Genomic DNA, 26204 nt, shown 5'->3' with positions numbered 1-26204 from the left:
ACTACTGACCAATGACTACTGACTACTGACTACTGACTACTGACTAATGACTACTGACTACTGACCAATGACTCCCCTACATCGGAATACCAATCGTAAACTCTGTCCCCGATTCTAAGGAAGACAAGCATTCCAAAGTTCCCCCATGTTTTTCAGTCACTATCTGATAGCAAATAGACAGTCCCAATCCCGTACCTTTACCTTCTACTTTCGTTGTAAAAAATGGCGTAAACAATTTTTTTCTTACAGCTTCCGGCATTCCCAGCCCGTTGTCAGCAATCCGAATCACAATCTTGTCAATTATTTCCGCTTCTTTCTCGCAAACTACCGCCGTATAAATTAGAATCGTATTCGGATTTTCTTCAATTTCAGCGTAAGTTTTTCCCGCGTTAGCTTCTTCAAAAGCATCGATCGCATTAGCAATCAAATTCATAAATACTTGATTGAGTTGTCCGGGATGGCATTCTAATTTTGGTAAATCACCGTAATGTTTAATAACTTTAATAGCCGGCCTGTTGTTTTTCGCCTTGAGCCGGTGAGACAAAATCATTAAAGTAGTTTCCAGGCCTTCGTGGATATCAACTGCTCTTTTGTGCAGGCTGTCGGTGCGGGAATAGTTGCGTAGAGATTGCATAATGTCGCGGATGCGATCGATTCCCATCTTCATTGACTCCGCAGTTTTGGGCAAATCAGCTAATAAATACTCTAGCTCTATCGATTCAATTTCCTGTTCAATTTCTGTTCCCGGTTCGGGAAATTTTTCTTGATAAAGATTCACCAAATTAATTAAATCAGCAATATATTCTTGGACGTAGTGCAAGTTCCCAGAAATAAAGCCAATAGGATTGTTCACTTCGTGAGCAACTCCAGCAACCAGTTGTCCGAGTTGCGAGATTTTTTCAGTTTGAACTAATTGCGCCTGAGTTTTTTGCAGTTCCATCAATATGTTTTCTAAATTTTCAGCTTTCTCTCTCAGTTGAGTTTCTGATGCTTGCAAAGCTTGTTCCGCTTGCTTGCGGTGACTGATATCGCGACCAATTGACAAAGCATGGGGTTTCCCTTTGTATTCAAAAAACTTGGCTCTTATCTCAAGATCGAATTCTGTACCGTCTTTTCGCAGCACCACAGTTTGACAATAAAATTCTTGGCGCGAGATGACCGTTTTCACAAACTCCTCGAAGAGATGCAGGTAATTTGGGTGCTGGAGTTCAAGGGGACTGAAAGTCAAAAATTCCTCCACAGAATAACCGTACATTTCGCACGCTACCGGGTTTGCTGCCGCAAATTTTCCGGTTTCCAAATCTACTAAGGTAAGTCCGTCTGCTACACTCTCAAAAATACTGCGGTACTCTTCTTCTTTTTGGGTGAGTTCAACTTGGGATTGTTGTAAATTTTCTAGGGATTCAGCTAATTGGCGGGATTGATTTTGTTCGCTAGCGTACAAGCGCGCATTTGCAATGGCAATTGCTGCTTGTGCGGTCAACATTTCCAAAAGTTTTAACCCTTCCTGGGTGAAGGCTCCGGGCACGAAGTTATTTTCTAAATAAACTATACCAATCGACTTTCCTTGATAGACTATTGGCGCGCACAAAACCGACTTTGGTTGATAATGTTGAATGTAGGTATCAAAGTGGTAAAGTGTTTCTTTAGCTGCATCGATTAGCACCAGCGGTTCCTGAGTTCTAGCGACGTAATTGATGAGGGAAATAGGAACGGGGTAGTTGTTTTGGATTTGGTGCAATTCTTCAAATATTGCATAGTCGGGCCGATCGCTATCCGACACTTCAACAAACAAGTACCCGTCTCGTTCTAAAAGAATGCAGCCGGTTTGGGCTCCCGCATTTTCTAAAATAATATGCAGCAGTTTTTTTAATAATTTTTCTAAGACAATTTCGCTAGAAATAGCCTGGGAGGCTTTAATTACTGTTTTTAAGTCAAAAATATTGACATCAGCGGCTGTACTTGCAGTTCTAGTTATCGTTGTCGGAGCATCGCTGATTTTGTTAAACCAATCGAGATAAAATTTTTCTAGTCGATCGACTTTGGCAGTTGCACCCCACTCTAGATAGCAAAAGCGAGCGTCATTGAGATATATTTTAGCGAGATTGTAACGATTTTCTGCTAGATAAAATCGGGAAGCTAATTCATTGGCGAGGGCAGCATTTTGGACGAAGCCATGTTTGAGCGCGGAGGCGATCGCCCGATCGTAATATTGTGCTGCTGTGTAGCTGTCTCCTGACAACCTCGCGATTTCTGCCTGAATTAATGAATATTTGTGCAGGTAATTTGCAGGGGAATGCTCTGCAAAATCTCGAAATTGGTCTCGACTAATATTGAGCTGTTTTCGGTAGAACTTGGACTCGATATCGTTGGCTGTCGTGCAAGCAGCAGCTAGGGCGATCGCGTGATGGAAGCAAAAAACGGGATTGACAAAATGTCCTGCGCCACCTTTCAAAAATTCTGCACCTGCGAGGGCATATTCTAATGCCCGATCGACCTCGCCAAACCAATTAGCTAGGGTGAGTTTGTAAAGATAAATTACAAAAGCAGTGGTAAGATCGGCAGAGGAATTAGCGAATGCTAAAAGCTGCTGTTCGTCGATGAAGGTTTCCGGTTCTAGGGCGGTTGCTGCTGGGGTGGTGAGTTGGGCGATCGCATTTTTGGTTAGCAAGTGATAAGCTAACATATTGCGATCGATCTTTGAGAGCACGGGAATAAATTTATCAGCAATTTCCGTAGATTTAGTCAAAGATTCGTTGCCAAAAAAGCCGATCCAAAGATAATTAATCGAAGCGTATCCCGACCATTGATAAGCACCTGTTTCTAAACCGCTACTGAAAGCTTTTAGTATAAAAGGCTTGCACTCATCAATATATTTCATGTAATGTAAAGTTAAAGCCCCCCACATATGGAAAATACCAGCACCTAACTCTTTATTATCCCAGCGTTCGTAGAGGTTGAGCGATAGTTTTCCGGCGCTGCTACCAGCCTTGATTTCGCGATATTTGTTGACCAAAGTAAAGGCGTACAAAGTGTAAGCAAAGGCGGAAAATTGAGAATTGCCGTACAGTATGCTCGTTTGCACAAACTTCATCGCGCAGAGATATTGAGCGTTGGGACTGGTAAAATAGGCGATCGGGAAAAGTTCTTTCAAAATCCGGTGAGCTGCCAGTTTTAGCGGATCGGTAAGTTCTGGTAAATATGCCAATCTATCGATCGAGCCGCCAATCATCCTCTTCGTCTCGGCTAATTCACTGGCTATAAAATCATCATCCGGGTACGGCTCAATATCAATCCCCAAAGAATTTAAGGCTTCAATCGCTAACTGATAAGCAGCAGATAAATCATTCTTCATCCGCAGACAAATTATTTTTAATTCTGCGATCGAACACCGTTCTAACAAAGTCTGAGATTGGGGTAAAATCCTGTCAAAAATAGCTAAAGCTGCATCATTTTTGCCATTCAAATATTCCGCCTCACCCAGTTCTAAATTTAGCCTCAAACTCAAGGCATAATTATCTTGCCAACTTGACACCGGCAAACAGTCGCACCCAGCTTGAAAAAAAGTAAGTGCATCTTCAAAAGCCGAAGCAGCTTTGGCAGTTTTCCCTGCTTGTAAATTTAATGCTGCTAATTCATAAAGTTCTTCAACATCCACAATCAACCCGCGAGCCAAGTTCAAATGATTGACAATATAAAAAATCTGTTCTTGGCGTTGGGCTTCATTACTTAATGTTAACAACAAACGTCCCAGCTTCCAGTGCAGGGATTGTTTTTGCGAGTCAGGAATCATCACGTAGGCGGCTTGTTGAACCCGATCGTGTAAAAATTTATAGCGCGCTTTGTCGGCTATTTTTTCCAAATCATTTAATTCCTGCTGCTCAAATACTTGCGGTAATCGATAGCCACAACCTAGAGGCAAAATCAACCCTACTTCCAACGCTTCCCACAAATCTTGTGCTGTTTGAGTCAAAGATTGTTCGCTCAATACTGACAATATATCTAAACTAAATTCGTTGTCTGTACAAGCTGCCAACTGTAAAATTCTCTGAGTTGGCTCTGACAAACTTTGAATTTTTTTAATCATTAAGTTGACTACATTTTCCGAAATATTTTGCTCTTTAATTTGTTGGATATTCCACTCCCATTCGCCGCAGGTTGCGTTAAATACTAGCAGTTTTTCATGATACAATGATTTCAATAATTGCTTTACAAAAAATGGGTTGCCATTAGTTTTTGCTAGCAGTAATTTTGCAAAATCTGCAGTTTGTTTGCAGTCGCATTTTAAAGTTTCCGAAACCAATCGGTTTACATCATAAATTGCTAAGGGTTGCAGCCGAATCTTGGTCGTCGGAATTCCTGTTTCCCCAATTACTTCAGTAGCCAGCATAAACGGATGCGTCGGGCTTACTTCATTATCTCGATAAGCAAGAATTAGCAGAAAGTAAGGGTTTTTACCGAAGCTATTTTTTTGGTATAAATTGATTGTTCCAGCATCCATCCACTGACAGTCATCGAAAAACATTACCAAGGGATGTTCCGCAGTGGCAATTGCTTGAAATAACTGCTGAATCACTCGGTAGAAGCGGTTTTGAGATTCAACTAAACCAAGTTCTGGTACGTCTGGTTGCTCGCCCAAAATCAGTTGTAATTCCGGGACGGCCTCGATCGCAACTCTGGCATTTTTTTGGAAAGCGTTGAGTAAATCTTTTCGCCATTCTGCTAGCTGAGTTGGGGTTTCCATCAAAATTTGCTTAACTAAGTTACGCATAGCTTGAGTGAGACAAGCATAGGGAATATTTCGCTTGAATTGGTCAAATTTACCAGAGGTAAAGTAGGCACGCTGCCGCGTTAAATTGGGGATAATTTCATGGACTAATGCAGATTTGCCGATGCCGGAGTAGCCGCTTACTAGGACAATTTCACTGCTGCCGTTGCTGACGCGACTGTACACTTGTAATAGTTGTGCTATTTGCGTTTCTCGTCCGTAGAGTTTCTGAGGGATTGACAACTGACTGAGGGTATCGACTTGTCCGGGAATAAAGTTAACAATTGTCCCTGACTTCTCGATTTGATTTTGGCAGCGTTCTAAATCTGCTAACAATCCTGTAGCTGTTTGATACCTGTCTTCAGCATTTTTTGCCATAAGTTTTGCCACAATTTGGGTCAAAACAGGGGGAATTTGTGGGTTAAATTGTTGTATGGGAAGGGGTTGTTTGGCAATGTGACAGTGTACAATTTCTAATGGATCGCTGCTGGTAAATGGTAATTGTCCTGTCAGCAGTTCGTAAAAGGTGACACCGAGAGAGTAGAAATCGCTGCGGTAGTCTAGAGGGCGGTTCATCCGCCCTGTTTGTTCTGGCGACATATAGGCCAGGGTTCCTTCTAGGCGATCGGGATTTTTTAAGTTTGTTTGTTCTTTTCTTAACCGCGAAGCGATGCTAAAATCAGCAACTTTTATTTGCTTAGTGTGGGGATTGATGATAATGTTCTCAGGTTTAATGTCTTTGTGAATAACTTGATTTTCATGCAGAAATATCAAAGCTTTGGTGATGGGCACGACTGTGTTAAAAAAATCGACAAGGGATAATTGGTAATTGGTGGCACTCGCTGGTGGACTATTTGTTTGCCCTGCGGCACATTTTAGCCGATCGCCTAGGGTGTTTATCCATTGTTTGAGGGAGATTCCTCCAATATCTTCTAATACTAATACTAAGTAATTTTGATGCGTTTCGAGTCGATAAATTTTGATGACATACTGAGAATCGAGATGTTTGGCGATATGATATTCGTGTTTGAACCTGGCAATCTGTTCGAGGGTAGGATAGTCAATTTTTAAAATCTTGAGAATAACTAACTGTTTTTCGTCTGTCGATACTGCTCGGTAAATAACTGTGTTAGTTCCTTGGTGAATGAGTTCTTGTAAGTTGTAACCCAAAATTTCCGAAGCTGGCAGCATAGTCGATCCTTCCCAGTTTATAATTCAGTTCTTATTCTAGAATTTGACATCTCGATCCAAGATGAACGGCGGGCGATCGCCTGGCCGCAAACAAGCAGGTTTGAAAGATATATCGATCGCCAAATTTAAAAATTACTTACGTATTTACAGGTGTTTTTTATGTTCCCGGACGTAAAACAAACCGATTTCTACGAAAAATAGTCGATAATTCCGAGAGATGCTTGACGCAGAAACCGGGTTTTTGGCCCCGCGTGCGTCTGGGATTGTTTAAATAGACTTCTCCAAGAATGGTTGTAAATCAGGCTCTTCGAGGCTGTTCTTTAAATGCTGTTCTGGAGATTTCTAATAAATCGAGCGATCGGGAAATTGCCGCTTTTGATTTTCATTTTTGTTGTGTAAGTGTTGCAGGCTTTACATTAAATCTTACAACATCGCGCCGATCGCTGTAAATTAAGTTTATTAAAAATTAATAATAAAAGCCCTAGGGTAAATAAATAGATTGTGATTGCGAGGAAAAGGAAAGCAATCGCAGAAAGATTGTGTTTTTACAGGAGTCGAGCCGGACTGCTTTACCTGCATAAAAAATCAGATTGATAGGTGGTTGCAATCTGGAGAATTTACTGAGATGTAAACTGTCGTTTTTTAGTGACGGCTGCGGAAATTACTTGTATCAAAACTCTTTTTGTAGGATGCGGCGGCAAAGATTGAGCAGATTTGCTTAAAAACTGGATTTCTCAGTTTTAGGTGCGTAGGTGTCGATCGACTAACTCGATCGATCGCCCGATGCAGCTTAACACAAAAAAGTTTTCAGCGCCGAACCTGCCTCCTCCTCTAGCCTTCTCGCCCTCAACCTTCACCCTATGAAATACACCTTTCAGGTGATGCGGCAGGCGCGGTGTTTATGCTTAGGATCGAAAGTATAGAAGCAGATTCAGGACGCGCTGGCTTTGTTAAACCCGGTGTTTAGGCAAAATTTTGGGTGTGGCCCTAGCTATGCTGGCGAGAATGAAGTTGGAAGGCGCACAAATCTTGATATCGCGTTTGTTCGATTAACCGCAATAAAATGCGATCGCGCGTGGGGACTTTCGGGCGCACTACAAACAGTTTTTGTTGTGGTAATCGACCCGACGACATGATATGAGACGCTAAAAGTCGATCGAATCTGTTGAGACACTGCCATCGCCAGTGTTGATCCGCCAAAACTTGAGGATGCAAATGTTTCGCCCGGAAAAACTTTTTTACAAACAGAATACTCAAACCTAGAGGTTACGAAATCGATTATGTCACTTAAAACTCAGATGAATTCTACCGAAGCTATCGACAACAAGCCGCAACTGCAATTAGGTTCTCAAGGTCAAGAAGTGTTGGAACTCGAACACCTGCTAACCAAGCTGCGCGTTTACCGGCAGCCTGCGAAAGGAATTTTTGACAAAGCAGTTGAATTTGCTGTGAAACTGTATCAGTTTCGGGTTTTTTTGTCGCCGGACGGTATTGTCGGGCCGCTCACTTGGCAGGCGCTTTATACTAAATCTCCAGTTAATATGCCGGTACTCAGATTCGGCAGTTCTGAACAAGCAGTCGCTACTGTTCAGGAAGTTCTGAGGGTTTCCCAGCACTACGGTGGCGAAATTGACGGCCAATTTTCTACTTTGACAGAGAAGGCTGTTCGCGCATTTCAAAAAAGCTTTGGGATTGAGGCCGACGGGGTTGTCAACGGAGAAACTTGGACTGCTTTGAGTCAAATTCCGCGCGGTTATAACCCTAATTGGTTCTTGACTTAGGCTTGGTGCGGTAAATGGTGCGATCGCCCGTAGAGAGGAAATTGGGGGAATATGCGATGCTGCGGGTGCGCTACAAACACCCGAAGCATTGCGTTTTTATTGAGCTATTATTTGGGGAATTTGTATTTGATAATTCTGTTTTCTAAGTTTGGCAAAAATTACTAATTATCAATTATTAAATACTAATTAGCAATTATCAGAAAAGATCGATCGCCCAAAAACTGTTAACTTTCCTTACAATTTTGAGAACAGCGCGCAGTCTGGATGATAGGATGCCGTAAAATCCTTTGGATATATCTATGGCAGAAGAACTGACTGGACAACCCCCAATCTTCGGCGGCAGCACCGGCGGCTTGCTGACCAAGGCGCTAGTTGAAGAGAAGTATGCTATCACTTGGACTAGCCCCAAGGAGCAGGTGTTTGAAATGCCTACAGGTGGCGCTGCGATTATGCGTCAAGGCGACAACTTGCTGTATCTGCCCCGGAAGGAGCAGTGCATCGCTTTGGGCGGCCAGCAACTGCGGGCGAAATTCAAAATCTCGAACTACAAAATCTACCGCGTATTTCCCGACGGTTCTAATGAGTACCTGCATCCCAAGGATGGCGTGTTCCCCGAGAAGGTGAACGAAGGTCGTCCCTACGTCGGTAAGATTGACCGCAATATCGGCAGCAACCCTAATCCGATTAAGGTGAAGTTCACCGGTAAGAAAACCTACGAAGTTTAGGTTTTGAGCCAATCGCTGAGCTTGAAAAGGTAATAAGGCCCCAAAAGCTCAGTTAAGACCGATCGCCCGCAGGCCCCCCAAACAAAAAGGAGAAGAGTATTCTCTTTCCTCCCCATTTTTTTTGGTAATTGAGGGCGATAGAGACTGGAGAGTCTCAGTTTTGCTTTGTAGTGCTGTCCTCGATCGCTTGGTTCTACAAGCAAGCGGGGACAGCATTATAATAAAAAAAAGGCTTTTTCCCAATGCAGGAGATGCTCCCATCGAGACTCCGATCGAAGCAATATTTTTTAATAACTTTAGGGTTGATCTGACAGCAACGGGCCGCGCCCGACTGCTGCCAATTTCCAATCTAATTAAAACTTAACTTAATCATTAATTAAAAATGAATGTCGCAATCAGGCGAGCAACACCAAGTGATATCGATATTTGCGCTCGCATTAATTATGAAGCTTTTAAAGATATTTCCGATCGCCATTTCTTCCCTAACACAGATTTTCCGACGCAGGAATTGTCAACTGAGATTATTAGCCTTTTTATCGAAAGTCCGGTTTTTTTTGGCATCGTAGCTGAGAGTGATGGTGCGGTTGTCGGCTGCGGTTTTATGGACGAACGCAACCCGATTCGCGGTATCGGGCCCGTCAGTGTCGATCGCGCTTTTCAACGCCGCGGCGCGGGACGAGAAATCATGAAAGCCTTGCTGGATCGAGGAAAAGACGCAGAGGGCATCCGTTTGGTGCAAGAATCTTTCAACATGGCTGCGCTGTCGCTGTACGCTTCTCTGGGTTTTGAGGTGAAAGAACCTTTCGTGCTAATGGAGGGGAAGTTTCGCAGCCAACCGCAATATGGGTTTGAGGTGCGGCCGCTGACTGCTGAGGATGTGGGCGAATGTCAGGTTTTGTGCGAAAAAGTATGCGGGTGCGATCGAACTTCCGAGATAGAATACGCCCTGAATCACTTTTCCCCCTTCGTTGCTTGCCAGCAAGGTCGGATTGTGGCTTATACTTGTGCGGTATCAGCTTTGGGCCACAGCGTCGCCCACACCGAGGCAGATATGCAGGCTTTGCTCTTGGGTGCTGCTGCGTACACTTCCGAAGATGTGCTGGCTTTCCACTTGCCGCTGAGATATGCAAGTTTGTTTCGCTGGTGCTTGAAAGAAGGGCTACGCGCCGTCAAACCGATGGCGGTGATGGCAGTTGGCGAGTACCAGCCGCCGGAGGGATGTTGGTTTCCGTCTTTTGTTTATTGATTGTAAGTAAATCCACTTAATTAAACATACAATATGTATAGATCAAAAGGTTAGTGTGTATTTCTTCTTTCTTCTTCTGCTTCTTTCTATCTTTCCTTCTTCTTCCATCTTCCTGATGACGTTGTACGGAAAGCAGTTGCCATTAGTCAGTTGTCAGTTGTCAGTTGTCAGTTGTCAGTTGCCAGTTGTTACCAATAACAAATAACAAATAACAAATAACTACTGACTGATGACTAATGACTAATGACTTCTTCCGACGGACATCCGTTACATCCGTTACATCCCGTACATTGCTCGTTGCCGAACTTCCTTCTTCCTTTTACTTTATGATGTTTCCCGACTTCTCACAATTTTCAGAACTGGCTAAACAAGGCAATTTTGTGCCCGTGTATCAAGAATGGGTTGCTGATTTGGATACGCCAGTGTCTGCGTGGTATCGGGTTTGTGCCGGTCAACCCTACAGTTTTCTGCTGGAGTCGGTGGAAGGTGGGGAGAAAATCGGGCGTTATAGTTTCTTAGGGTGCGATCCGCTGTGGATTTTGGAGGCTAGGGGCGATCGCACAACTCAAGTTTACCGCGACGGTTCCCAAAAAGTATTTGCCGGCGATCCGTTTGCAGCATTAAACGAGTGTTTGCAGCCCTACAAACCAGTAAAATTGCCACAATTACCACCGGGAATTGGCGGGTTATTCGGTTTTTGGGGTTACGAGTTAATTAAGTGGATAGAACCGCGAGTTCCCGTGCATCCGGCTGCAGAAAACGATTTGCCGGATGGGTTGTGGATGCAGGTTGATAATTTACTGATTTTTGACCAGGTGAAGCGGAAAATTTGGGCCGTAGCCTATGCGGATTTGCGGGAGGTTGGCGTTGATTTGGCTGATGCTTACGGCAAAGCGTGCGATCGCGTTTCTCACTTAGTAAATAAGCTGCAATCCCCGCTTTCCCAGCAATCTACTCTCATAGAATGGACTCCGCCGAGGGACGATCAAGATGTCGGTTCTACAAATGAAAATACAGAATTAGCTTACACCAGCAATATCACCCGCGACAAGTATTGTGAAAATGTCTTAAAAGCCAAGGATTATATCAAAGCCGGAGATATTTTTCAGGTAGTAATTTCGCAGCGGCTGGAAGCTGAATATAGCGGCGATCCTTTTGCACTTTACCGCTCTTTGCGATTGATTAATCCTTCTCCGTACATGGCTTATTTTAATTTCAGAGATTGGCAGATTATCGGTTCTAGTCCCGAAATTATGGTGAAGGCAGAAAATACTGCCGACGGCAAAAAGATTGCAACTTTGCGGCCGATTGCCGGCACGCGCCGCCGGGGCAAAACTCCCGAACTAGATGACGCTTTGGCTGCCCAATTGCTGCAAGATCCGAAGGAAATTGCGGAACACGTCATGTTAGTAGATTTGGGCAGGAATGATTTAGGCAGAGTTTGCCGAAATGGTACTGTCAAAGTTGATGAATTAATGGGAATTGAGCGTTATTCTCATGTGATGCACATTGTGAGCAATGTAGTGGGAGAATTGGCCGAGGATAAGACAGCTTGGGATTTGTTGAAAGCTGGTTTTCCTGCGGGTACGGTTAGCGGTGCTCCGAAGATTCGCGCGATGGAAATTGTGCACGAGTTAGAAGGTTGCCGTCGCGGCCCCTATTCTGGGGTTTACGGGTATTATGATTTTGAAGGACAGTTGAATAGCGCGATCGCAATTCGGACTATGGTTGTTCGTTCTTTAGATGGAAATAAGCATTCAGTTTCTGTGCAAGCCGGTGCTGGTTTGGTGGCAGATTCTAACCCGGATCTGGAGTATGAAGAAACTCTGAATAAAGCCAGGGGAATGTTGCAGGCAATTCGCTGTTTGAAGTAATTAGAAGGAAGAAGGAAGAAGTCATTAGTCATTAGTCATTAGTCATCAGTCAGTAGTTATTTGTTATTTGTTATTTGTTATTTGTTATTGGTAACAACAGGCAACTGGCAACTGGCAACTGGCAACTGACAACTGACAACTGACAACTGATATCAAATCCGGTAGCATCGTCCTGTATTCATATCTCTATTCTCTCTCTCTGTGTCCTCTGTGTTCTCTGCGGTTAAATCATTCCGATGCAACCGGAAACGATATGACAACTGGCAACTGCTTTCGTACAACGTCATCAGGAAGAAGGAAGAAGGAAGGCTTTATGAGCGCGTACAACCAAAGAAACTGGGTTTTTTAGATAATTTGAGGGTAAAAACGAAGTATTGTCGTAAAAAACCCGGTTTCTGAAAACTCCTGACTAAAAACTACTGTTGCAAGAGGAAAAGATGAATTTTTATATAGTTGATGTGTTTGCCGAGTCAAAATATGCTGGCAATCAGCTAGCTGTATTTTGCGGCGCTGGAGTTGCGGAGCTCTCAGAGGCGGAAATGCTGCTGATAGCGAGGGAAATTAATTATTCCGAAACTACGTTTATTCGATCGCCCGATCGGCGAAATAACGGCTACGACGTGCGGATATTCACGCCCAAGAAGGAATTGCCCTTTGCCGGCCATCCGACGTTGGGCACTGCGTTTGTGTTGCAGCAAGAGATAATTGGCGAAAAGGTCGATCGAGTAATTCTCAATCTAGCCGTCGGTCAAATTCCTGTCACCTTTAATTATCACAATCAATCCGCAGATATTTTATGGATGCGACAAAACCCGCCAACATTCGGTCAAGTTTTATCAGCCGAAACTCTCGCCAGCATCCTGAACTTAGAAGTCGATGAAATTGATGCAAAATTCCCCATTCAAGAAGTTTCCACCGGAGTGCCGTTTATCATTGTACCGTTAAAAAACCTCGCAGCGCTCAAAAAAGCTCAAGTTAACTTAGACCAATATTTTCAACTGATTAATACCATAGAAGCCAAAGAAATTTTAATTTTCTGCCCGGAAACCTACAGCGACATTAATGATTTAAGCGTCCGAGTTTTCGCCCCTTCCCTAGGAATTCCCGAAGACCCGGCGACGGGGAGTGCTAACGGCTGTTTGGCTGGATATTTGGTAGAATATGGTTATTGCGGGGAAGCTAAAATTGATGTGAGAGTCGAACAAGGTTATGAGATTGGTAGACCTTCGCTGCTGCTATTGAAAGCTCAAAAAAATCAGGAAGAAATAGAGGTTTTGGTTGGTGGTAAGGTGGTGATGGTGGCGAAAGGAGAATTTATTTAGATTTATTAATGCGAAATTCTTAACTGCAGGTGAACGCAGATATAGCCTAGTCTCAGAAATATGACATACTATCCGGCATAGGGCTATCCTCACCACGCTTGAGAACCGCTATATACCAATTTTTAAAATTTCTACAACAATGTTTGTAGGGCGCGTCGCCATAGATCATCCCCCAAAAAAATCGAAAATCTCCAAGCGACGCACCTCCTCGACAATATTTGAGCAAACAACTCTCTGTTTCACTCTGCCCAAAAGTTATATTTGAGCAAGATTTTTTTAAATTGGTATTATTCAACAGCAGAGACTTTTATTTACCAGGGGTGAACTTGTCAGCAATCAAATAGTTGGGCTTAATTTTAGTATGCCCGTCAATGAATTGCTAGCCTCAAAAAATGAGTTCAATTTAATTATTTTCCATCAAAATTGCTGAATATGAGGTAGCTCACATTCAGTGCGGCGTGTTATTGTTATAGTGAAAAAGTCATCCATACCAAATACTTTCCCATGCTGCAAACATTTTCGCGGATTTTAAATGTATCCCCCGAGGATTCTGAAGCCATGCTTTCGCTTCCATTAACTACCTTGCTGGAATCACCAGAGTTAAATCAAGTTTTGGGGAGTCTCGATACTGCTTTGCTAAAAGAAACTTTACCCACTGCTGGAGCTGTTTTAGCCAAAAAGCTCCCGCCTTTTTACGACTGGTTGCAAACAGAACTAGGACTTAAAAATGTCCCTGACAGTCCAGATCATGCCACAAAATGGGTAGTGGGTTTTCTGAGAAATCAAGAAAGTTTAACTCGTTTAGTTGAATTGCACAAATCGATTCCTAGCAAAGCATTAGAAAGATCGATCCCTCGCTTAGTTAGCGCTTTTGATGAGGTTGAACCCATCGCCGTTAAGGAAGAGTGGGAAAAAGCGATCGCAGCCCTTTGTCTGGTACTCGCAGTCGCAGCGCGGGAAAATCAGCCCTCTGCTACCTGAAGCAATTTGGTCTGAGTTTAAACAAAGCGACTTTTTCGGAAAGTTTGTAATTGAGCGCGATCGATCTGAACGACTACCGGCTTTTTCTTGTTGAGGACGATCGCATTATGCCGATTTAACAACAGCCACTGAGCCAATATTGCCATCAGGACTCGTCTTTTGCGAAACTTACGTTCAAAATGAGCTTTTCGGACGATCGCCTCTTCTAGCTTGTAACAACAGTTTTCCCCTTTCTGGGAAATCACAAAAATTGTTCCCGGTATGTAATCGCCTTCATTTGCCCAGAAAGCATACCTTTCGCCTAAAGTAAAGTAGTGAAAAACATTGTTAGCGGTGGAAGTTTGAGCTAACTTTTCCGAAACGCCCACAGAATTAAAAATTACAGTCGAGCGAATATAATCCGGGTATTTTGCTGCAATTTGCTGAGCAACTTTGCCGCCCAAACTTTCTCCGATGACATCCGGCGGATTTCCGCTGTGAAATTGCTGTTTTATCCAATCAACAGCGCCCGCAGTTTCCGCCGCTTTTAACTGGCGTTCTAGTTTGGCCATAAATACATCGGGCGTATCTTCCAAAACGCGCTCGAAAGGATACCAAGAACCGTAGCCGCGAATCACGAGCACGGGCGGATTGTTCCCAGAAACGGGAAGGCGACTTTCAGCATAAAAACCAGTACCAGAGTCTTCAAAGACTTTTTCTATGATATAGTTTCCATCGACAACTTGCCCCTCTTTGTGCCGAATGTAAATTGACGGATTGCTGGGTTTGAAAGTATCGTGTAGTTGGGGTTTGGCAAACTTTTCGTAGATAGAATCTAGCAAGTGCCTTCCTGTAGGGCGATCGACAAAATCCAATTGTATTGATCCGTACTAAACTAAAAACAATCTAAAAAAGGTTAATAGTCAGGACTTTAGTCCTGACTATTAACCTTGTGGAATTCTTACAAAACTCGCAAGGTACTCGCAATACTATCGACAGCTTCCATCGCGCGAATTTCAGCAAGCGCTTGTTGAAAATTACCTTCCTTCACATCGTGAGTCACCACCACAATTTCTGCTAAATTGCCGTGAATTCCAGTTTGCACAATGGACTCCAAACTAACTTTGTGGTTGCCAAAACAAGTCCCTAGTTTACCAATTACCCCCGGAGAGTCGCGCGTCAGAAAACGGGCGTAAAACCGAGTCACAAGTTCCTGCATTTCAGCAATTTTGCAGTAGTGTTGATGAGTGCAACTCAGCAAAGGATGGGGAATCGGAACAGTTTCGGTTTTCAGGATTGCCGCCACATTCAAAATATCCGATACCACCGCGCTAGCTGTGGGCCCCGCGCCCGCACCGCGCCCGTACAGCATCAATTGCCCGATCGGCTCTCCCTCGATTAAAATTGCATTGTAAACACCGTTGACACTCGCCAGCGGATGAGTCTTCGCCACAAAAGTAGGATGCACTCGAATCGAGAGGAGTTCCACTTCTTCATCCCCATTTTGCTTGGAACTTTGGGATTTTTCCTCAGCAATAGCCAACAACTTAATCACAAATCCCAGCTTGTCAGCATAGTCAATATCAGCCGCACTAACTTTTCTGATACCTTCGCAGTGAACATCGGCTAATTTGATGCGTCCGCCAAAAGCTAGCGAGGCTAAAATAGCAATTTTATCAGCCGCATCTAATCCATCTACATCCGCTGTAGGGTCAGCTTCAGCATAACCTAATTGCTGAGCGTCCGCGAGCACTTCGGCAAAGTCTGCACCTTCACTCTGCATCCGCGTCAGGATGTAGTTAGTTGTGCCGTTAACGATGCCCGTGACACTTTTGATGCGGTTTGCACCTAAAGATTGTTTGAGGGTTTGAATGACTGGAATGCCGCCGCCGACAGCAGCTTCTAACATCACGTAAACGCCTTTTTTGTTAGCCGCGTCGAAGATTTCACTGCCGTAGCGGGCGATAACTGCTTTGTTGGCGGTGACTACGTGTTTGCCGCTAGCAATAGCTTTCAGAATGAGCGATCGCGCCGGTTCCAATCCCCCAATCAGTTCTACTACAATATCAACTTCCGGGTCAGTGGCGATCGCCTCTAGGTCAGTTGTCAGCACATTTTCTGGCAATTGTAAAGACCGAGTTCGAGAAATATCGCGCACTCCCACCCGATAGATTTCCAATTCCTGCAACAGCGAATGGCGATCGTCTCGGGAGAGCAAAATCTCTGCAGTTCCCGCGCCAACTGTACCCAAACCTAGCAAACCAATTTTGAAAGCCACGACTTTGACCCGTTGAAACTCACTTAATCTACAATCATTGTATGACAACCGGGCATTCACAGAATAGCGAGAGCCCCGACTTCTTAAAGAAGCTGGGGCTCTGCATGACTAATGAATCCAGAATTTACACAGCAATTTAAAGCTCTGCATCCATATCTGCTCCCATTTCTCGCAGCCTCTGCGCCAATCTTTGGGCACGCTGCCTTTCTAAATTAACTTGCTGTTCTAGCTGTTGATTCTGCTGTTCTAGCTGCTGTCGCTGTACAGATTCTTCTCGAATTAAATCTTCGACTAGCGGCGGACACAGCACTTCATCCACCGATAAAATAAATTCAGCGAACTGTACGGACTGAACAAGCTGTCCCGGCAAAAATTCCTGGTGAGAATAACTGCTTTCATTTTCGGGGCGGCTGCATACTCGTATTTTCGGTCGATTTGGGTCTACAATCCAATATTCAGGGATATCAATTAAATCATATTCTGCCCGCTTGCGGATGTAGTCGTCCCGCCAATTTTGACTGGTAACTTCGATAACTAACAGCGGTTTTTCTTCAAAATCCAGCACTGCGGAACCAGGTTGCGCGCAGACTTGTTCCCACAAACTCCGAGTGCAAATCACAACATCAGGAATGCGGGAAGAGTCTTCTTCAGTTCGGACTGCGGTAGTGACAATTGCAACTAGCGGTAGGTTGTGTGCTGCAAAGAAGCACCGGAACTGGTAAACCAAAAATTGACAAATTTTAATGTGAATTCCTGTAGGTGTTGGAATTTCGATTAAATTGCCCCGATATAATTCATAACAAACACCTGATTCTCCCTGATAGTTCAGATATTCTTCAAATGTCAATTTTTGGGTAGAAGTTATAACCATGTCAGTTATCTCCCTTTTTCGGTGAGCTTACTGTCTATTTTACACTTGTATTGGGTGAATCTGCCCCTGAATAGACTTGCATTGCATTCATTTACTTTCCTATCTTGAAATTATCGGCGTTAATCTGTGTTTATCTGCTTTGCATCTGCGGTTGAAGGATCGATCGAAGATTTATGCAATCTTGTTTAATGCTGAAAACTGTTTCACAAAAAAATGTAGGGCGAGCCAAAGCCCGCCCTACTATTCAAATTAAATCAGGTAACACATTAATAGGTTTCAACGTGCCAGCGATGTTCTTTCTTCAACTGTTTTTGATAGCTTGTCCAGTCAACGTCGTGCTTGCTAGATGCAGCAGACATTCCCTCGTCAATTCCGCCTTCCATGCCCTTCAAACCACAGATGTAAGTGTGAGTTTTCGGCTTTTGAACCAATTCCCACAATTCGTCTGCGTTCTCTTTAATCCGGCTTTGAATGTACATTTTGCCGCCGTCAGCAGTTTTTTGCTCGCGGCTGATGGCATAAGTCAAGCGGAAATTATCGGGGAACTCGCGCTGCAATTCTTCCAACTCTTCCTTATAAAGAATGTTGGGAGTGTAAGCAACTCCAAAGAACAGCCAAGCTAAACCTTTGAATTTGTAACCGGGATTGTTTTCTTTAAACATCCGCCACAAATAAGCGCGGAAAGGAGCAATACCCGTACCGGTAGCCATCATAATTACGGTGGCATCTTCGTCATCGGGCAAGAGCATTTCCTTGCCTACCGGGCCGGTGATTTTGACATCAGCGCCCGGTTCCAAACCGGTGAGAAAAGTCGAACAAACGCCGAACACTTTTTCGCCTGTTTCCGGTTGTTTGTACTCTAGCCGACGGACGCACAAGGAGACTGTTTTGTCGTCGAGGTTGTCGCCGTGACGGGTAGAGGCGATCGAGTAAAGCCGAATTTTGTGAGGTTTGCCGTTTTTATCCGTCCCATCGGGAATAATCCCGATACTTTGACCTTCGAGATAGTGCAATTTGCCACCTGAAATGTCGAAGGTGACGTGGCGGACTGTGCCTTCGCCGCCTTCTCTGACCAATTCTTCTGTAGAAATGCACTTACCAATATAGGGATTGGCCGGCTTGTAGAGGTTAACAGGAACCTGAACTTTTTCCTTGGCTTGAGTCATGGGCTTAGCTTTTTCTCCAGATTTCTGACTCTGTAGCCCTGCTTCTGGTGCAACTTTGCTATGAGTTTCGGGAGCGCCGTTTAATGGGCGGATGCTGACGATTTTGCCACCCATGCGAGCAATTCTCCGCATTTCCTGATTCATGCGATCGTAGGGCACGGAGATAAACACGCTACCGCTACGACGAATCGGGTGATTTGTTTGGTCAGTTGCTTTGCTCTGACGCATACCCTCGACTTCGTAAACAAAGATGCGGCTGCCTGATTCTGAGTTGGCAGCTACACCAGAGATGCTTGGGCTGTACATTTGTTGCTTGTCCTTCACGATACAGAGTTATAAAGATAGAGAATGTGACGTTAGACTCAATTTACTTTTTTCTTAAGGCCATCTGGACTAATTGGCCACGCCAATCTTTGGGCTTCGCCGTTGCGGGCGGGCGTGTCAATTTTTGGTCGATCGCGCCTCCAGTTCCCAATCAGCCGAACATCACGCCGGCTATCGAGTCCGGCTGCGTTCAGGTGTTGACCTATAGCTATTGTTGTCTGCGTACTGCCAATATTTTACCCGATCGCGGGATCGGCCCCGATCGCTCCTTCTGATTTGGAGATTCGGCAGAGGCAGAGTCCGATATCGGGAGAGGATTTAACTTATCAAAGGGAATACGGCATGGAAATATACAACTTATAATAATGAAGTACAAATTAAAGCACAATTTGATTAAATGACGTTGAGCTTGTAGTGGGCGGACGCATTCTGGTAAGATTAATCACTAAAGTTAGCATTAATAGCCAAAAAATTGGGGTACGAGCCCGTCCTATAAGGCAGGCGAGCGGGCAAGCCCGATCGGACGGGAATCGTGATGGAACTATATATTGTTGATTCGCCAGATGTAAAAATCCCGTCTCAACTCCATAGTCCAAAAAATCTCAAATAGGTTGAGGCATCAACCTAGAGGCGAGGCAAGATCGGACAAGCTGTGCTTGCCAGAAGCTGTTTGAATCCACAATCCCCATGCCTTGAGGGATCGGGAGTATGTCAATTGCCTTGAAGATTGCTTGGGTCTTCCCTCGCAGGCAGTCAACTGACTCCTGTATGCTGGTGAGTGCTCGATCCGATCGGGGTAGCAACAAAATCGCACAAAGCCGGCACGCTACCTGCGGCCTGAAATTTTGTGGAATCTAGACTTGAGTTAGTAAACAGTGATTTTTTTAGAGGGAAACTATGACAAGTAAGCCGGATCGCGTGGTTTTAATTGGCGTAGCCGGAGACTCCGGGTGCGGAAAATCTACTTTTTTGCGCCGATTGACAGATTTGTTCGGGGAAGATTTCGTGACTGTAATCTGCCTTGACGACTATCATTGTCTCGATCGCAAGCAGCGCAAGGAAACAGGGATTACCGCCCTAGACCCCAGAGCTAACAATTTTGACCTGATGGCCGAGCAAATGAAAGCGCTCAAAGAAGGTAAGGCGATCGACAAACCGATTTACAACCACGAAACCGGTCTGCTCGATCCTCCTGAGCGGGTAGATCCAAACCACATCATTGTGATTGAGGGACTGCACCCCCTTTACGACGAGCGAGTGAGAAATCTCCTCGACTTCAGCGTCTACCTCGACATCAGCGACGAAGTTAAAATTGCTTGGAAAATCCAGCGCGACATGGCGGAACGGGGCCACCGTTACGAAGACGTGCTGTTTGCAATCAACGCTCGCAAACCCGATTTCACCGCTTACATCGACCCCCAAAAGCAATACGCTGATGTGGTAATTCAAGTATTGCCGACCAACTTGATTAAAGATGACAAAGAGCGGAAAGTTCTGCGCGTGCAGATGATCCAGCGCGAAGGCGTGGCCAATTTTGAACCTGCGTATTTGTTTGACGAAGGTTCAACAATTAACTGGGTTCCTTGCGGCCGCAAACTGACTTGTTCCTATCCCGGAATTAAGATGTACTACGGGCCAGACGCTTTCTACGACCACGAAGTCTCGATTTTGGAAGTAGACGGTCAATTCGAGAATCTGGAAGAAGTTATTTACATCGAAAGCCATTTGAGCAAGACTTCTGCGAAGTATGAAGGCGAGTTAACTCACCTGTTGCTTCAGCACCGCGAATATCCTGGTTCCAACAATGGAACTGGTTTGTTCCAAGTGTTAGTCGGATTGAAGATGCGGGCGACTTACGAGAAGTTGACTGCGAAGGAATCGAAAGTGGCTGTTAGTGTTTAGAACCCTGATATGAAAGGTTTGAGAGGTGCAATTGCGCCTCTTTTTTTTCTGATAAAATGAACCGATCCAGCGCCAGAGGGCGCAGAGAATAGTTAGGAGAGGATTTTTTGAGGTAGAGAGGTTAAGAAGGTTTTTCCGGCTTCATTGAGGTCGCTATCTAGGGAAAAAGTTAGACTGCGAACTCGGATATCGCCATTTTTTATGTCTAGTGGCTGTTTGAGATTTTGGGGGTAGATGAGAATTGCATTTTGGCAATTTAACGCATGGGCGTAAGTAACTATTTGATAAATGTCTTTATTATCTATTTTATCGGGAGCTTTGTATTTTGTATCGAGGACATACTGGACTTTACTTGTTGCAATATCGCACAGCAGTAAGTCAATCCGATAGAAATAGTTTGGGTCATGTGTGACTCGGTGTTGTTGTTTGACAAAAAAGCCTTTTGGTGTATTTGCTTTGAGCCATTCAGCGACAAATTGTTCATATAAATTCGCCATGTCAATTAAAAAAGGGAGCATTTCGCGATCGCCCTTTTCGTGACTGGGCCCTGTGTTATCTAAAAAAAATCGACATAAGGCGTGTAAAAGTTGATAATCTTGATTCAAACGGTGATAAGTGCGATCGATACAAGCTGATGATTTAAAAGGTTTTAATGTAACAAATCCTTGGAGTGCGTGAAAGGCTTTTCGCACAGTGGATGAAACAGTTTCACCGCACACACCGCTGCGCCCAATCATGAAAAGTGTCCAAGCGAGTATTTGATTATCTTCGATATCGCCTGTTTGTTCGTGATAGTGGCATTTTAGTTTAACATCCCAAGGTTTTTGCAGGGCTGACCGCAAATCGACGCGGCCGCGAATATAAGCGAGTCTTTCTGTTTTGGATAAGTAATCGCGATATAATCCTTTGCGACAGCGTTCTAGAATTTTTTGGGCAAGAATGTTAGCTAATCTCTCGTAACTTTCTTGTAAAGATTGGCACTGAATCGAGCCTTGGGGAAATTTTATCTTCAGGTTGTAGGCATATTCAAGCATTCCGAAGAGGTTGTTTATGGGAACCTTGGGGCGGATGGCGATGTGAAATTCTGGAGTGATGGGAATGTTGCCAACTCTACCTTTAGATTTTAATTCCCATTTATCTTTTGTTTTACGGTTAGGAAATTCTATGTCGATTTCCTTGCCATAATTCTGGTATATTTTATCTCCTACTGATTCGGGGATAAAATCTCGTTCAAAAGTTGCTAATTGATATTCTGTAAGTTCGATAATTCGGCGGGATTCTGGTTTCATAATTGTGGTGGATGCAGTAACGCCACGGTATCGGCGTTAATGACGGCGTTAGATTGTCAATAGCCCAATTTATTATTGATATTCTTCCAGAGAAACTCATCCATTTTTGCCTGATTATCAAAGAAGTATTCTTCGAGGTATGGCTCGATTTCCATTTCCCAAATATCTTGGATATCTTCAGCTAAGGTTTTTGTCAAAAAGAAGGAGATGCCTAGTTGATAGTGTTTGTTATTAATTGCCCGATTGACATCTTCTAGAATGCTAGTTAATTTATCAACTGGGAAACCAGTTTTCTCTCTCTGGTGATACTGTCGCAAGACTTCATAGTTTGGATAGATGGGAATGAATGCGAAGCGGCGGCGGAGTGCGTTATCGACTAAGGCAATAGAGCGGTCTGCGGTGTTCATTGTGCCGATAATGCGGACATTTGTAGGGATTTTAAAGGGTGTACCGCTGGCTAGTGTAATAAAGCGTCCTGTGTCTTGTCGGTCATCTAGGAGATACATTAATTCGCCAAAGACTTGAGATAAATTTGCGCGATTAATTTCATCAATAATGAGCACGCAAGTTTCTTCACGGGCTTCGGCTTTTTCGCAAAATTCTAGGAATCTACCGGGAACTATTGAGTAGGTTAATTGTCCGTTTTGAGTTATTGGGCGGAGGCCTTCGATAAAGTCTTCGTAGGTGTAGGCTGGGTGAAATTGGATTATGTCTGAGAAACCGTCACCGCCCCCGATTAAGTGTTTGGCAAGTTTTTCGGCTATAAAGGTTTTTCCTGTTCCGGGTGGGCCTTGGATGATGGCTTGTTTCTTACGGTTAATGGTGGATATCCATCGGTTGACTTCAGATGTTTGAAAACCCGTAATTTCAGAAATTTCTTCTAGATTATACACTAGATTAAATTCTTTTTCATATACTGTAAAATATTGATTTATAAGCAGAGGGGAATCATTATCGTACACATTGCAACATAAAAATAAGGGAAATACCTTTTTAAAGGTTTGTACTATTAGTTGAATTAACTTTTTAGCAGAATATCCTAATACTTCTTTTTTTTTAAGCGATCGAGCAACCTGAATATTAGTAATGTTATATTCTTCAAATTCGTCTCTTTGTTGGATAATACTATTTAATAATTCATAAATACATTGTGGAGATTTCATTATGATCGTAGGATCTTCATCCACAGGTAAAGTAGAACGAATTATTTCCTTAGTTAAATAGCAATGATATTGATTCGGAAGGTTATAACGTTTGAGGCTATCGATTGCAGATGGATTATTTATATCATAATTGGTTTGATAATTATCTATAATACCATCAATTTCGTTAAATTTTGTACAGAAACCAAAAGTTAAGTCTTGGTTGTCAAATCTTAGCATTAAGTAAGCATTGTCTCCATAATAGATATCTTCAAAACTAAAAAATATACTGTAAGCTATTGATTGTAAACCTTTTGTTTCAACGATCGAGCCAAATTGCTCCCACTTGATATTTATATATTTTTTGATAAAATCAGGCAACTGCTCTTCCACCTGACTGAAAATATACTTCAATGGCTCTTCTACATATTTTAAGAAATCTCTTTTGTGTGCCCTGTAAAAATCTGAGCTTGGGTTTTCACAAAATTCGGTCAATAAGTTAAATGTGTCTGTTGAAAAAGGACATTCAGGATGTACAAAAACTTTTTCCATTTTTTCTGTATGTTTAAGGTGACTCAATTGTTGTTCTTAACTTATTGTAGCCGATCGCCATTCCCGACACCAGACATCAGAAATGCGATCGCACTTCCCATCCTTACCCACATCAAATGCCCTGCCAAAGCAGTAACACTGGCAAAACCTCTAACTACTGTTCCCGGAAAATTTAAACTTGTGTCGAGTGACTCAGATTTACCAAATTGTGTCTATAGTCGATAATTGAATCCGGCGATCGCGACTAATAACGGGTACATTAAGATACAAACCAGTAGCAGCAATAATGCGATCGGGCAAATCGGGAATTTGCGATCGGTCAACTTGCCTTAAAGTCAAAGCTATATTGCGATCGAAAGGAAGTTCCACCAATAAAGCATCATCGCTCTCAACTTCTCTCAATAATAGATCGAGAGTAGCTGAATTAATCCGCCCTCTCTCGCTCAGATAGACAATTTCTGCTAATGTAATTGATGAAAAAGCCACCTGATTTCCCTCGGCAGCTATCTGTTCTATTGTCGTTCTAGCAGTCACCGAAAGTCGCGAATCGGCAAAAATATACCAAATAACAGCATGAGTATCAGCTACAGCACGCAGCATTAGAAATCCTCCCTTGGGAAATTCGCCCATTCTTCCCTGCGAACTTCATCTATATCAGCGGCAGAGGGTGCAATTCCCAAGTCAGCACATAAACCCCACAATGATTTGCGGGGACTCTGCCCAACAACTAATTCTCGTTCTATTTCAGGAACTATCGATTTAATCAACCGTAACTTTTCGGCTAGAGACAACTGCTTGACAAGATTTAAAACCGCCTCAAAAGTCATATTTTTTATATTTCAATTTGCGATCGATGTAATTGTAGCATTTTGGCCAGGACAGCATCACCAGGTTTGGGTTGAGAAGATTCGTTTACCACCCTTCCCGGAAAAGTTAAACTTGTGTCGAAATTACCTAAACGTGCTATATTCCCCTAAACCCTGAACAGCAATTTCAGGTAATGCAAATTCATCAACCAGTCAACTAAATGCCTCCTACTTTCAAGAAATTAGCTGCCATTGCCATCTTTTTTGTAGCCGTAAAAGTTTTAGTTGACTCCCCCTATTTCAAAGAAGCAAAAAGCTCGATCGCCCACAGAAACGAAGCAAGTGCCACACTAGACCCCCCAAACCTGCGACAAACAGCCGCAAACAAGCCCCCAGCAGCGCCTCTAACATCAGTCGATCGCAACTTTGATATCGTAGTGTACGGCGACGAAGTACCGGGGATATGTGCGGCGATATGGGCTAAGAAAACTTTAGGTGAAAAAGGCAAAGTTGCTGTGGTGCGATCGAACTACGCAACTGATCTCTTGGGCGGCGTACTCACCCGCGGCGGTTTAGGTTACGTCGATTTAGATAAAATCCCCGATTGGTACCGCCAACCCTACGCCCAATGCTTCCGGGAATTCTTAGATAAAGCCAATGTTCCCGAATCTTGCTTAGAACCAAAACAGGCCGACAAAGCACTCAAAGAGATGCTTGCAGAAGCCGGAGTTAAAGTTATTTCCAACTCAACTCTTACTCCTCACGTAGTCAATAATAAAATTGAATATGCCGAAGTCAAAAACACTAAAGTCAAAATTAAAGCTAATTCTTTTATTGATGTAACTCAAGACGCAGAACTTGCCAGAAAAGCAGGCTTATCTTATTACACAGGATATGAATCGCAAAATATCAAATCCCAAAATGAAACCTTAGCAGTATCTGTAGTCCCGACAATTACCGGGCTAACGATCGCCGATTTACGCAAAATAGAAGATAACATTCTCTACAACACTCCTTTAGTAGAAAAGATTAAAACCAGCATTAGTAAATATAAAGATCCTGCAAGTACACAATTCTGGATGAGGAACTTTGAAAGTACAATTTATCAGGCCTATACAGACGGATATAATATCAGAAGTGTAGCCATCGGAGCCGCCTATCACGTAGATAGAAATCTCCCCTTCACTCAAGAAAAAGGATTCTTCTTTGACAAGGCAAATATTTGCGTTTATAAAAATAATTCGATGTCGTGGAACGGGTTTCTGTTTAAATACAAAGTTGACGAGTTGATGAAGATGGAAGCTAACGGCAGAAAACCGACTCCTGAAATGGTTAAAGAAATGTCACGCATCCAAGAATGGCTGCAAAAAAAGTCGGGTAAAGATGTGAGACTATTTATCCCGGATGAGATTTATATCAGACAAACTTTGAATGTGCGCGATGTGGTAGCGCCGCTGACGGGGAAGGAGATTATCAAAGGAGGAACATTACCCGAAAAGTCGATCGGCAGTTTTTCCTACGATTTCGACTTGCGGGGCGGAGTCAAGAATTTGGATTCTAGAATTCCGTCGCTGCCGGTGTATAATTTCGGGATAGAGAGCGCATTGGCGAGTAAAGTGAATAATTTGGCGATCGTCGGGCGATCGTCGGGCTATGTCGGTATGGCGGTATCAGTCGGGCGAATTGCGACAGTGAATATTTATCAAGGACAAGGTATGGGCGTAGCCGCTGGTTTGGCTAGCAAGTTAGGAGTGCCGCTGAATACGATCACTTCGAGTAAAACCAGAGAAACTTTGGAGACTTTGACGGGGAAAACTACGTATTTGTCGGGGAGAGATACGAGTTATGGCGTGGATTATCAAGAGGTGAAATAGATATTAAGAGGATTTTACCGCAGAGAGCGCAGAGACCGCAGAGAGGAAAGGGATAAGAGGTTTTTTTACGACGACATCCAAAACCCTCACAACACTCTTCCCTCTGCGCCCTCTGCGTCCTCTGCGGTTCAAA

General features: G+C 43.6%; 19 protein-coding genes. 9 read left to right on the top strand and 10 right to left on the bottom strand.

Going from position 1 to position 26204, the window contains the following annotated elements; genetic code table 11:
• Positions 1-76: 76 nt before the first annotated feature.
• Entirely contained in the window at positions 77-5959 is a 5883-nt protein-coding gene (locus QUB13_RS19860) for a protein kinase domain-containing protein (protein WP_333383781.1), read from the bottom strand.
• 987 nt (positions 5960-6946) lie between these two features.
• Positions 6947-7216: a hypothetical protein gene (locus tag QUB13_RS19855; RefSeq protein ID WP_333383777.1), complete on the bottom strand. Its 270-nt coding sequence runs from the start codon at positions 7214-7216 to the stop codon at positions 6947-6949.
• A gap of 23 nt (positions 7217-7239) precedes the next feature.
• Between QUB13_RS19855 and QUB13_RS19850 the strand changes: the two genes are divergently transcribed.
• The 6 genes from QUB13_RS19850 to QUB13_RS19825 all read left to right on the top strand — a co-directional run bounded on the left by QUB13_RS19850 (position 7240) and on the right by QUB13_RS19825 (position 13888).
• Positions 7240-7740 carry a peptidoglycan-binding domain-containing protein gene (locus QUB13_RS19850; RefSeq protein WP_333383773.1) on the top strand — a complete coding sequence of 167 codons (501 nt, stop codon included), beginning with the start codon at positions 7240-7242 and terminating at the stop codon, positions 7738-7740.
• Positions 7741-8039: 299 nt separating this feature from the next.
• Positions 8040-8465: a photosystem I reaction center subunit II PsaD gene (locus tag QUB13_RS19845; protein WP_194012030.1), complete on the top strand. Its 426-nt coding sequence runs from the start codon at positions 8040-8042 to the stop codon at positions 8463-8465.
• Positions 8466-8847: 382 nt separating this feature from the next.
• Positions 8848-9711, top strand: a complete 864-nt coding sequence (locus QUB13_RS19840; RefSeq protein WP_333383770.1) for a GNAT family N-acetyltransferase — start codon at positions 8848-8850, stop codon at positions 9709-9711.
• A gap of 326 nt (positions 9712-10037) precedes the next feature.
• Positions 10038-11585, top strand: a complete 1548-nt coding sequence (trpE, locus tag QUB13_RS19835; RefSeq protein ID WP_333383810.1) for an anthranilate synthase component I — start codon at positions 10038-10040, stop codon at positions 11583-11585.
• Positions 11586-12022: 437 nt separating this feature from the next.
• On the top strand, positions 12023-12907 hold the full coding sequence (locus tag QUB13_RS19830) for a PhzF family phenazine biosynthesis protein (protein ID WP_333383767.1): 885 nt from the start codon (positions 12023-12025) through the stop codon (positions 12905-12907).
• Positions 12908-13411: 504 nt separating this feature from the next.
• On the top strand, positions 13412-13888 hold the full coding sequence (locus QUB13_RS19825; RefSeq protein WP_333383764.1) for a hypothetical protein: 477 nt from the start codon (positions 13412-13414) through the stop codon (positions 13886-13888).
• 17 nt (positions 13889-13905) lie between these two features.
• Here the strand turns inward: QUB13_RS19825 and QUB13_RS19820 are convergent, their stop codons facing one another.
• The 4 genes from QUB13_RS19820 to petH form a co-directional block, all read right to left on the bottom strand.
• Positions 13906-14742 (bottom strand): alpha/beta hydrolase, encoded by an 837-nt coding sequence (locus QUB13_RS19820; protein ID WP_333383763.1) that lies wholly within the window; start codon positions 14740-14742, stop codon positions 13906-13908.
• Positions 14743-14828: 86 nt separating this feature from the next.
• Positions 14829-16145 (bottom strand): homoserine dehydrogenase, encoded by a 1317-nt coding sequence (locus tag QUB13_RS19815; protein WP_333383759.1) that lies wholly within the window; start codon positions 16143-16145, stop codon positions 14829-14831.
• A 136-nt stretch (positions 16146-16281) separates the two neighbouring features.
• Entirely contained in the window at positions 16282-17016 is a 735-nt protein-coding gene (locus QUB13_RS19810) for a Uma2 family endonuclease (protein ID WP_333383755.1), read from the bottom strand.
• Between the two features lie 266 nt (positions 17017-17282).
• Positions 17283-18488: a ferredoxin--NADP reductase gene (gene petH / locus QUB13_RS19805; protein WP_333383752.1), complete on the bottom strand. Its 1206-nt coding sequence runs from the start codon at positions 18486-18488 to the stop codon at positions 17283-17285.
• A gap of 44 nt (positions 18489-18532) precedes the next feature.
• Between petH and QUB13_RS19800 the strand changes: the two genes are divergently transcribed.
• Both QUB13_RS19800 and QUB13_RS19795 read left to right on the top strand, forming a co-directional pair.
• Positions 18533-18781, top strand: coding sequence for a hypothetical protein (locus QUB13_RS19800; protein ID WP_265233515.1), 249 nt, complete (start codon positions 18533-18535; stop codon positions 18779-18781).
• 622 nt (positions 18782-19403) lie between these two features.
• On the top strand, positions 19404-20408 hold the full coding sequence (locus QUB13_RS19795) for a phosphoribulokinase (RefSeq protein WP_333383748.1): 1005 nt from the start codon (positions 19404-19406) through the stop codon (positions 20406-20408).
• 92 nt (positions 20409-20500) lie between these two features.
• Here the strand turns inward: QUB13_RS19795 and QUB13_RS19790 are convergent, their stop codons facing one another.
• From QUB13_RS19790 to QUB13_RS19775, 4 genes are all read right to left on the bottom strand, one after another.
• Positions 20501-21697 (bottom strand): McrC family protein, encoded by a 1197-nt coding sequence (locus QUB13_RS19790; protein WP_333383745.1) that lies wholly within the window; start codon positions 21695-21697, stop codon positions 20501-20503.
• A 56-nt stretch (positions 21698-21753) separates the two neighbouring features.
• The gene (locus QUB13_RS19785) at positions 21754-23391 is read right to left on the bottom strand and encodes an McrB family protein (protein ID WP_333383742.1); all 1638 of its coding nucleotides are present in this window, start codon (positions 23389-23391) and stop codon (positions 21754-21756) included.
• 198 nt (positions 23392-23589) lie between these two features.
• The gene (locus QUB13_RS19780; RefSeq protein ID WP_333383739.1) at positions 23590-23991 is read right to left on the bottom strand and encodes a type II toxin-antitoxin system VapC family toxin; all 402 of its coding nucleotides are present in this window, start codon (positions 23989-23991) and stop codon (positions 23590-23592) included.
• Positions 23991-24218 carry a hypothetical protein gene (locus QUB13_RS19775; protein WP_333383736.1) on the bottom strand — a complete coding sequence of 76 codons (228 nt, stop codon included), beginning with the start codon at positions 24216-24218 and terminating at the stop codon, positions 23991-23993. The genes QUB13_RS19780 and QUB13_RS19775 overlap by 1 nt, the downstream gene beginning before the upstream one ends.
• Before the next feature lie 200 nt (positions 24219-24418).
• Between QUB13_RS19775 and QUB13_RS19770 the strand changes: the two genes are divergently transcribed.
• Positions 24419-26071 carry an FAD-dependent oxidoreductase gene (locus QUB13_RS19770; RefSeq protein ID WP_333383733.1) on the top strand — a complete coding sequence of 551 codons (1653 nt, stop codon included), beginning with the start codon at positions 24419-24421 and terminating at the stop codon, positions 26069-26071.
• Positions 26072-26204: the final 133 nt, after the last annotated feature.

The organism is Microcoleus sp. B4-D4, assembly GCF_036705185.1.
Lineage (GTDB): Bacteria > Cyanobacteriota > Cyanobacteriia > Cyanobacteriales > Microcoleaceae > Microcoleus.
This window is presented reverse-complemented; position numbering and strand designations above follow the sequence as displayed.

Bases quoted from the DNA above. Each gene is read 5' to 3' on its own strand.
- trpE (WP_333383810.1), top strand. From the start codon at position 10,038: ATGATGTTTCCCGACTTCTCACAATTTTCAGAACTGGCTAAACAAGGC.
- QUB13_RS19790 (WP_333383745.1), bottom strand. From the start codon at position 21,697: ATGAAACCAGAATCCCGCCGAATTATCGAACTTACAGAATATCAATTA.
- QUB13_RS19850 (WP_333383773.1), top strand. From the start codon at position 7,240: ATGTCACTTAAAACTCAGATGAATTCTACCGAAGCTATCGACAACAAG.
- QUB13_RS19775 (WP_333383736.1), bottom strand. From the start codon at position 24,218: ATGACTTTTGAGGCGGTTTTAAATCTTGTCAAGCAGTTGTCTCTAGCC.
- QUB13_RS19845 (WP_194012030.1), top strand. From the start codon at position 8,040: ATGGCAGAAGAACTGACTGGACAACCCCCAATCTTCGGCGGCAGCACC.
- QUB13_RS19795 (WP_333383748.1), top strand. From the start codon at position 19,404: ATGACAAGTAAGCCGGATCGCGTGGTTTTAATTGGCGTAGCCGGAGAC.
- QUB13_RS19860 (WP_333383781.1), bottom strand. From the start codon at position 5,959: ATGCTGCCAGCTTCGGAAATTTTGGGTTACAACTTACAAGAACTCATT.
- QUB13_RS19830 (WP_333383767.1), top strand. From the start codon at position 12,023: ATGAATTTTTATATAGTTGATGTGTTTGCCGAGTCAAAATATGCTGGC.
- QUB13_RS19785 (WP_333383742.1), bottom strand. From the start codon at position 23,391: ATGGAAAAAGTTTTTGTACATCCTGAATGTCCTTTTTCAACAGACACA.
- QUB13_RS19770 (WP_333383733.1), top strand. From the start codon at position 24,419: ATGCCTCCTACTTTCAAGAAATTAGCTGCCATTGCCATCTTTTTTGTA.
- petH (WP_333383752.1), bottom strand. From the start codon at position 18,488: ATGTACAGCCCAAGCATCTCTGGTGTAGCTGCCAACTCAGAATCAGGC.
- QUB13_RS19780 (WP_333383739.1), bottom strand. From the start codon at position 23,991: ATGCTGCGTGCTGTAGCTGATACTCATGCTGTTATTTGGTATATTTTT.
- QUB13_RS19840 (WP_333383770.1), top strand. From the start codon at position 8,848: ATGAATGTCGCAATCAGGCGAGCAACACCAAGTGATATCGATATTTGC.
- QUB13_RS19825 (WP_333383764.1), top strand. From the start codon at position 13,412: ATGCTGCAAACATTTTCGCGGATTTTAAATGTATCCCCCGAGGATTCT.
- QUB13_RS19810 (WP_333383755.1), bottom strand. From the start codon at position 17,016: ATGGTTATAACTTCTACCCAAAAATTGACATTTGAAGAATATCTGAAC.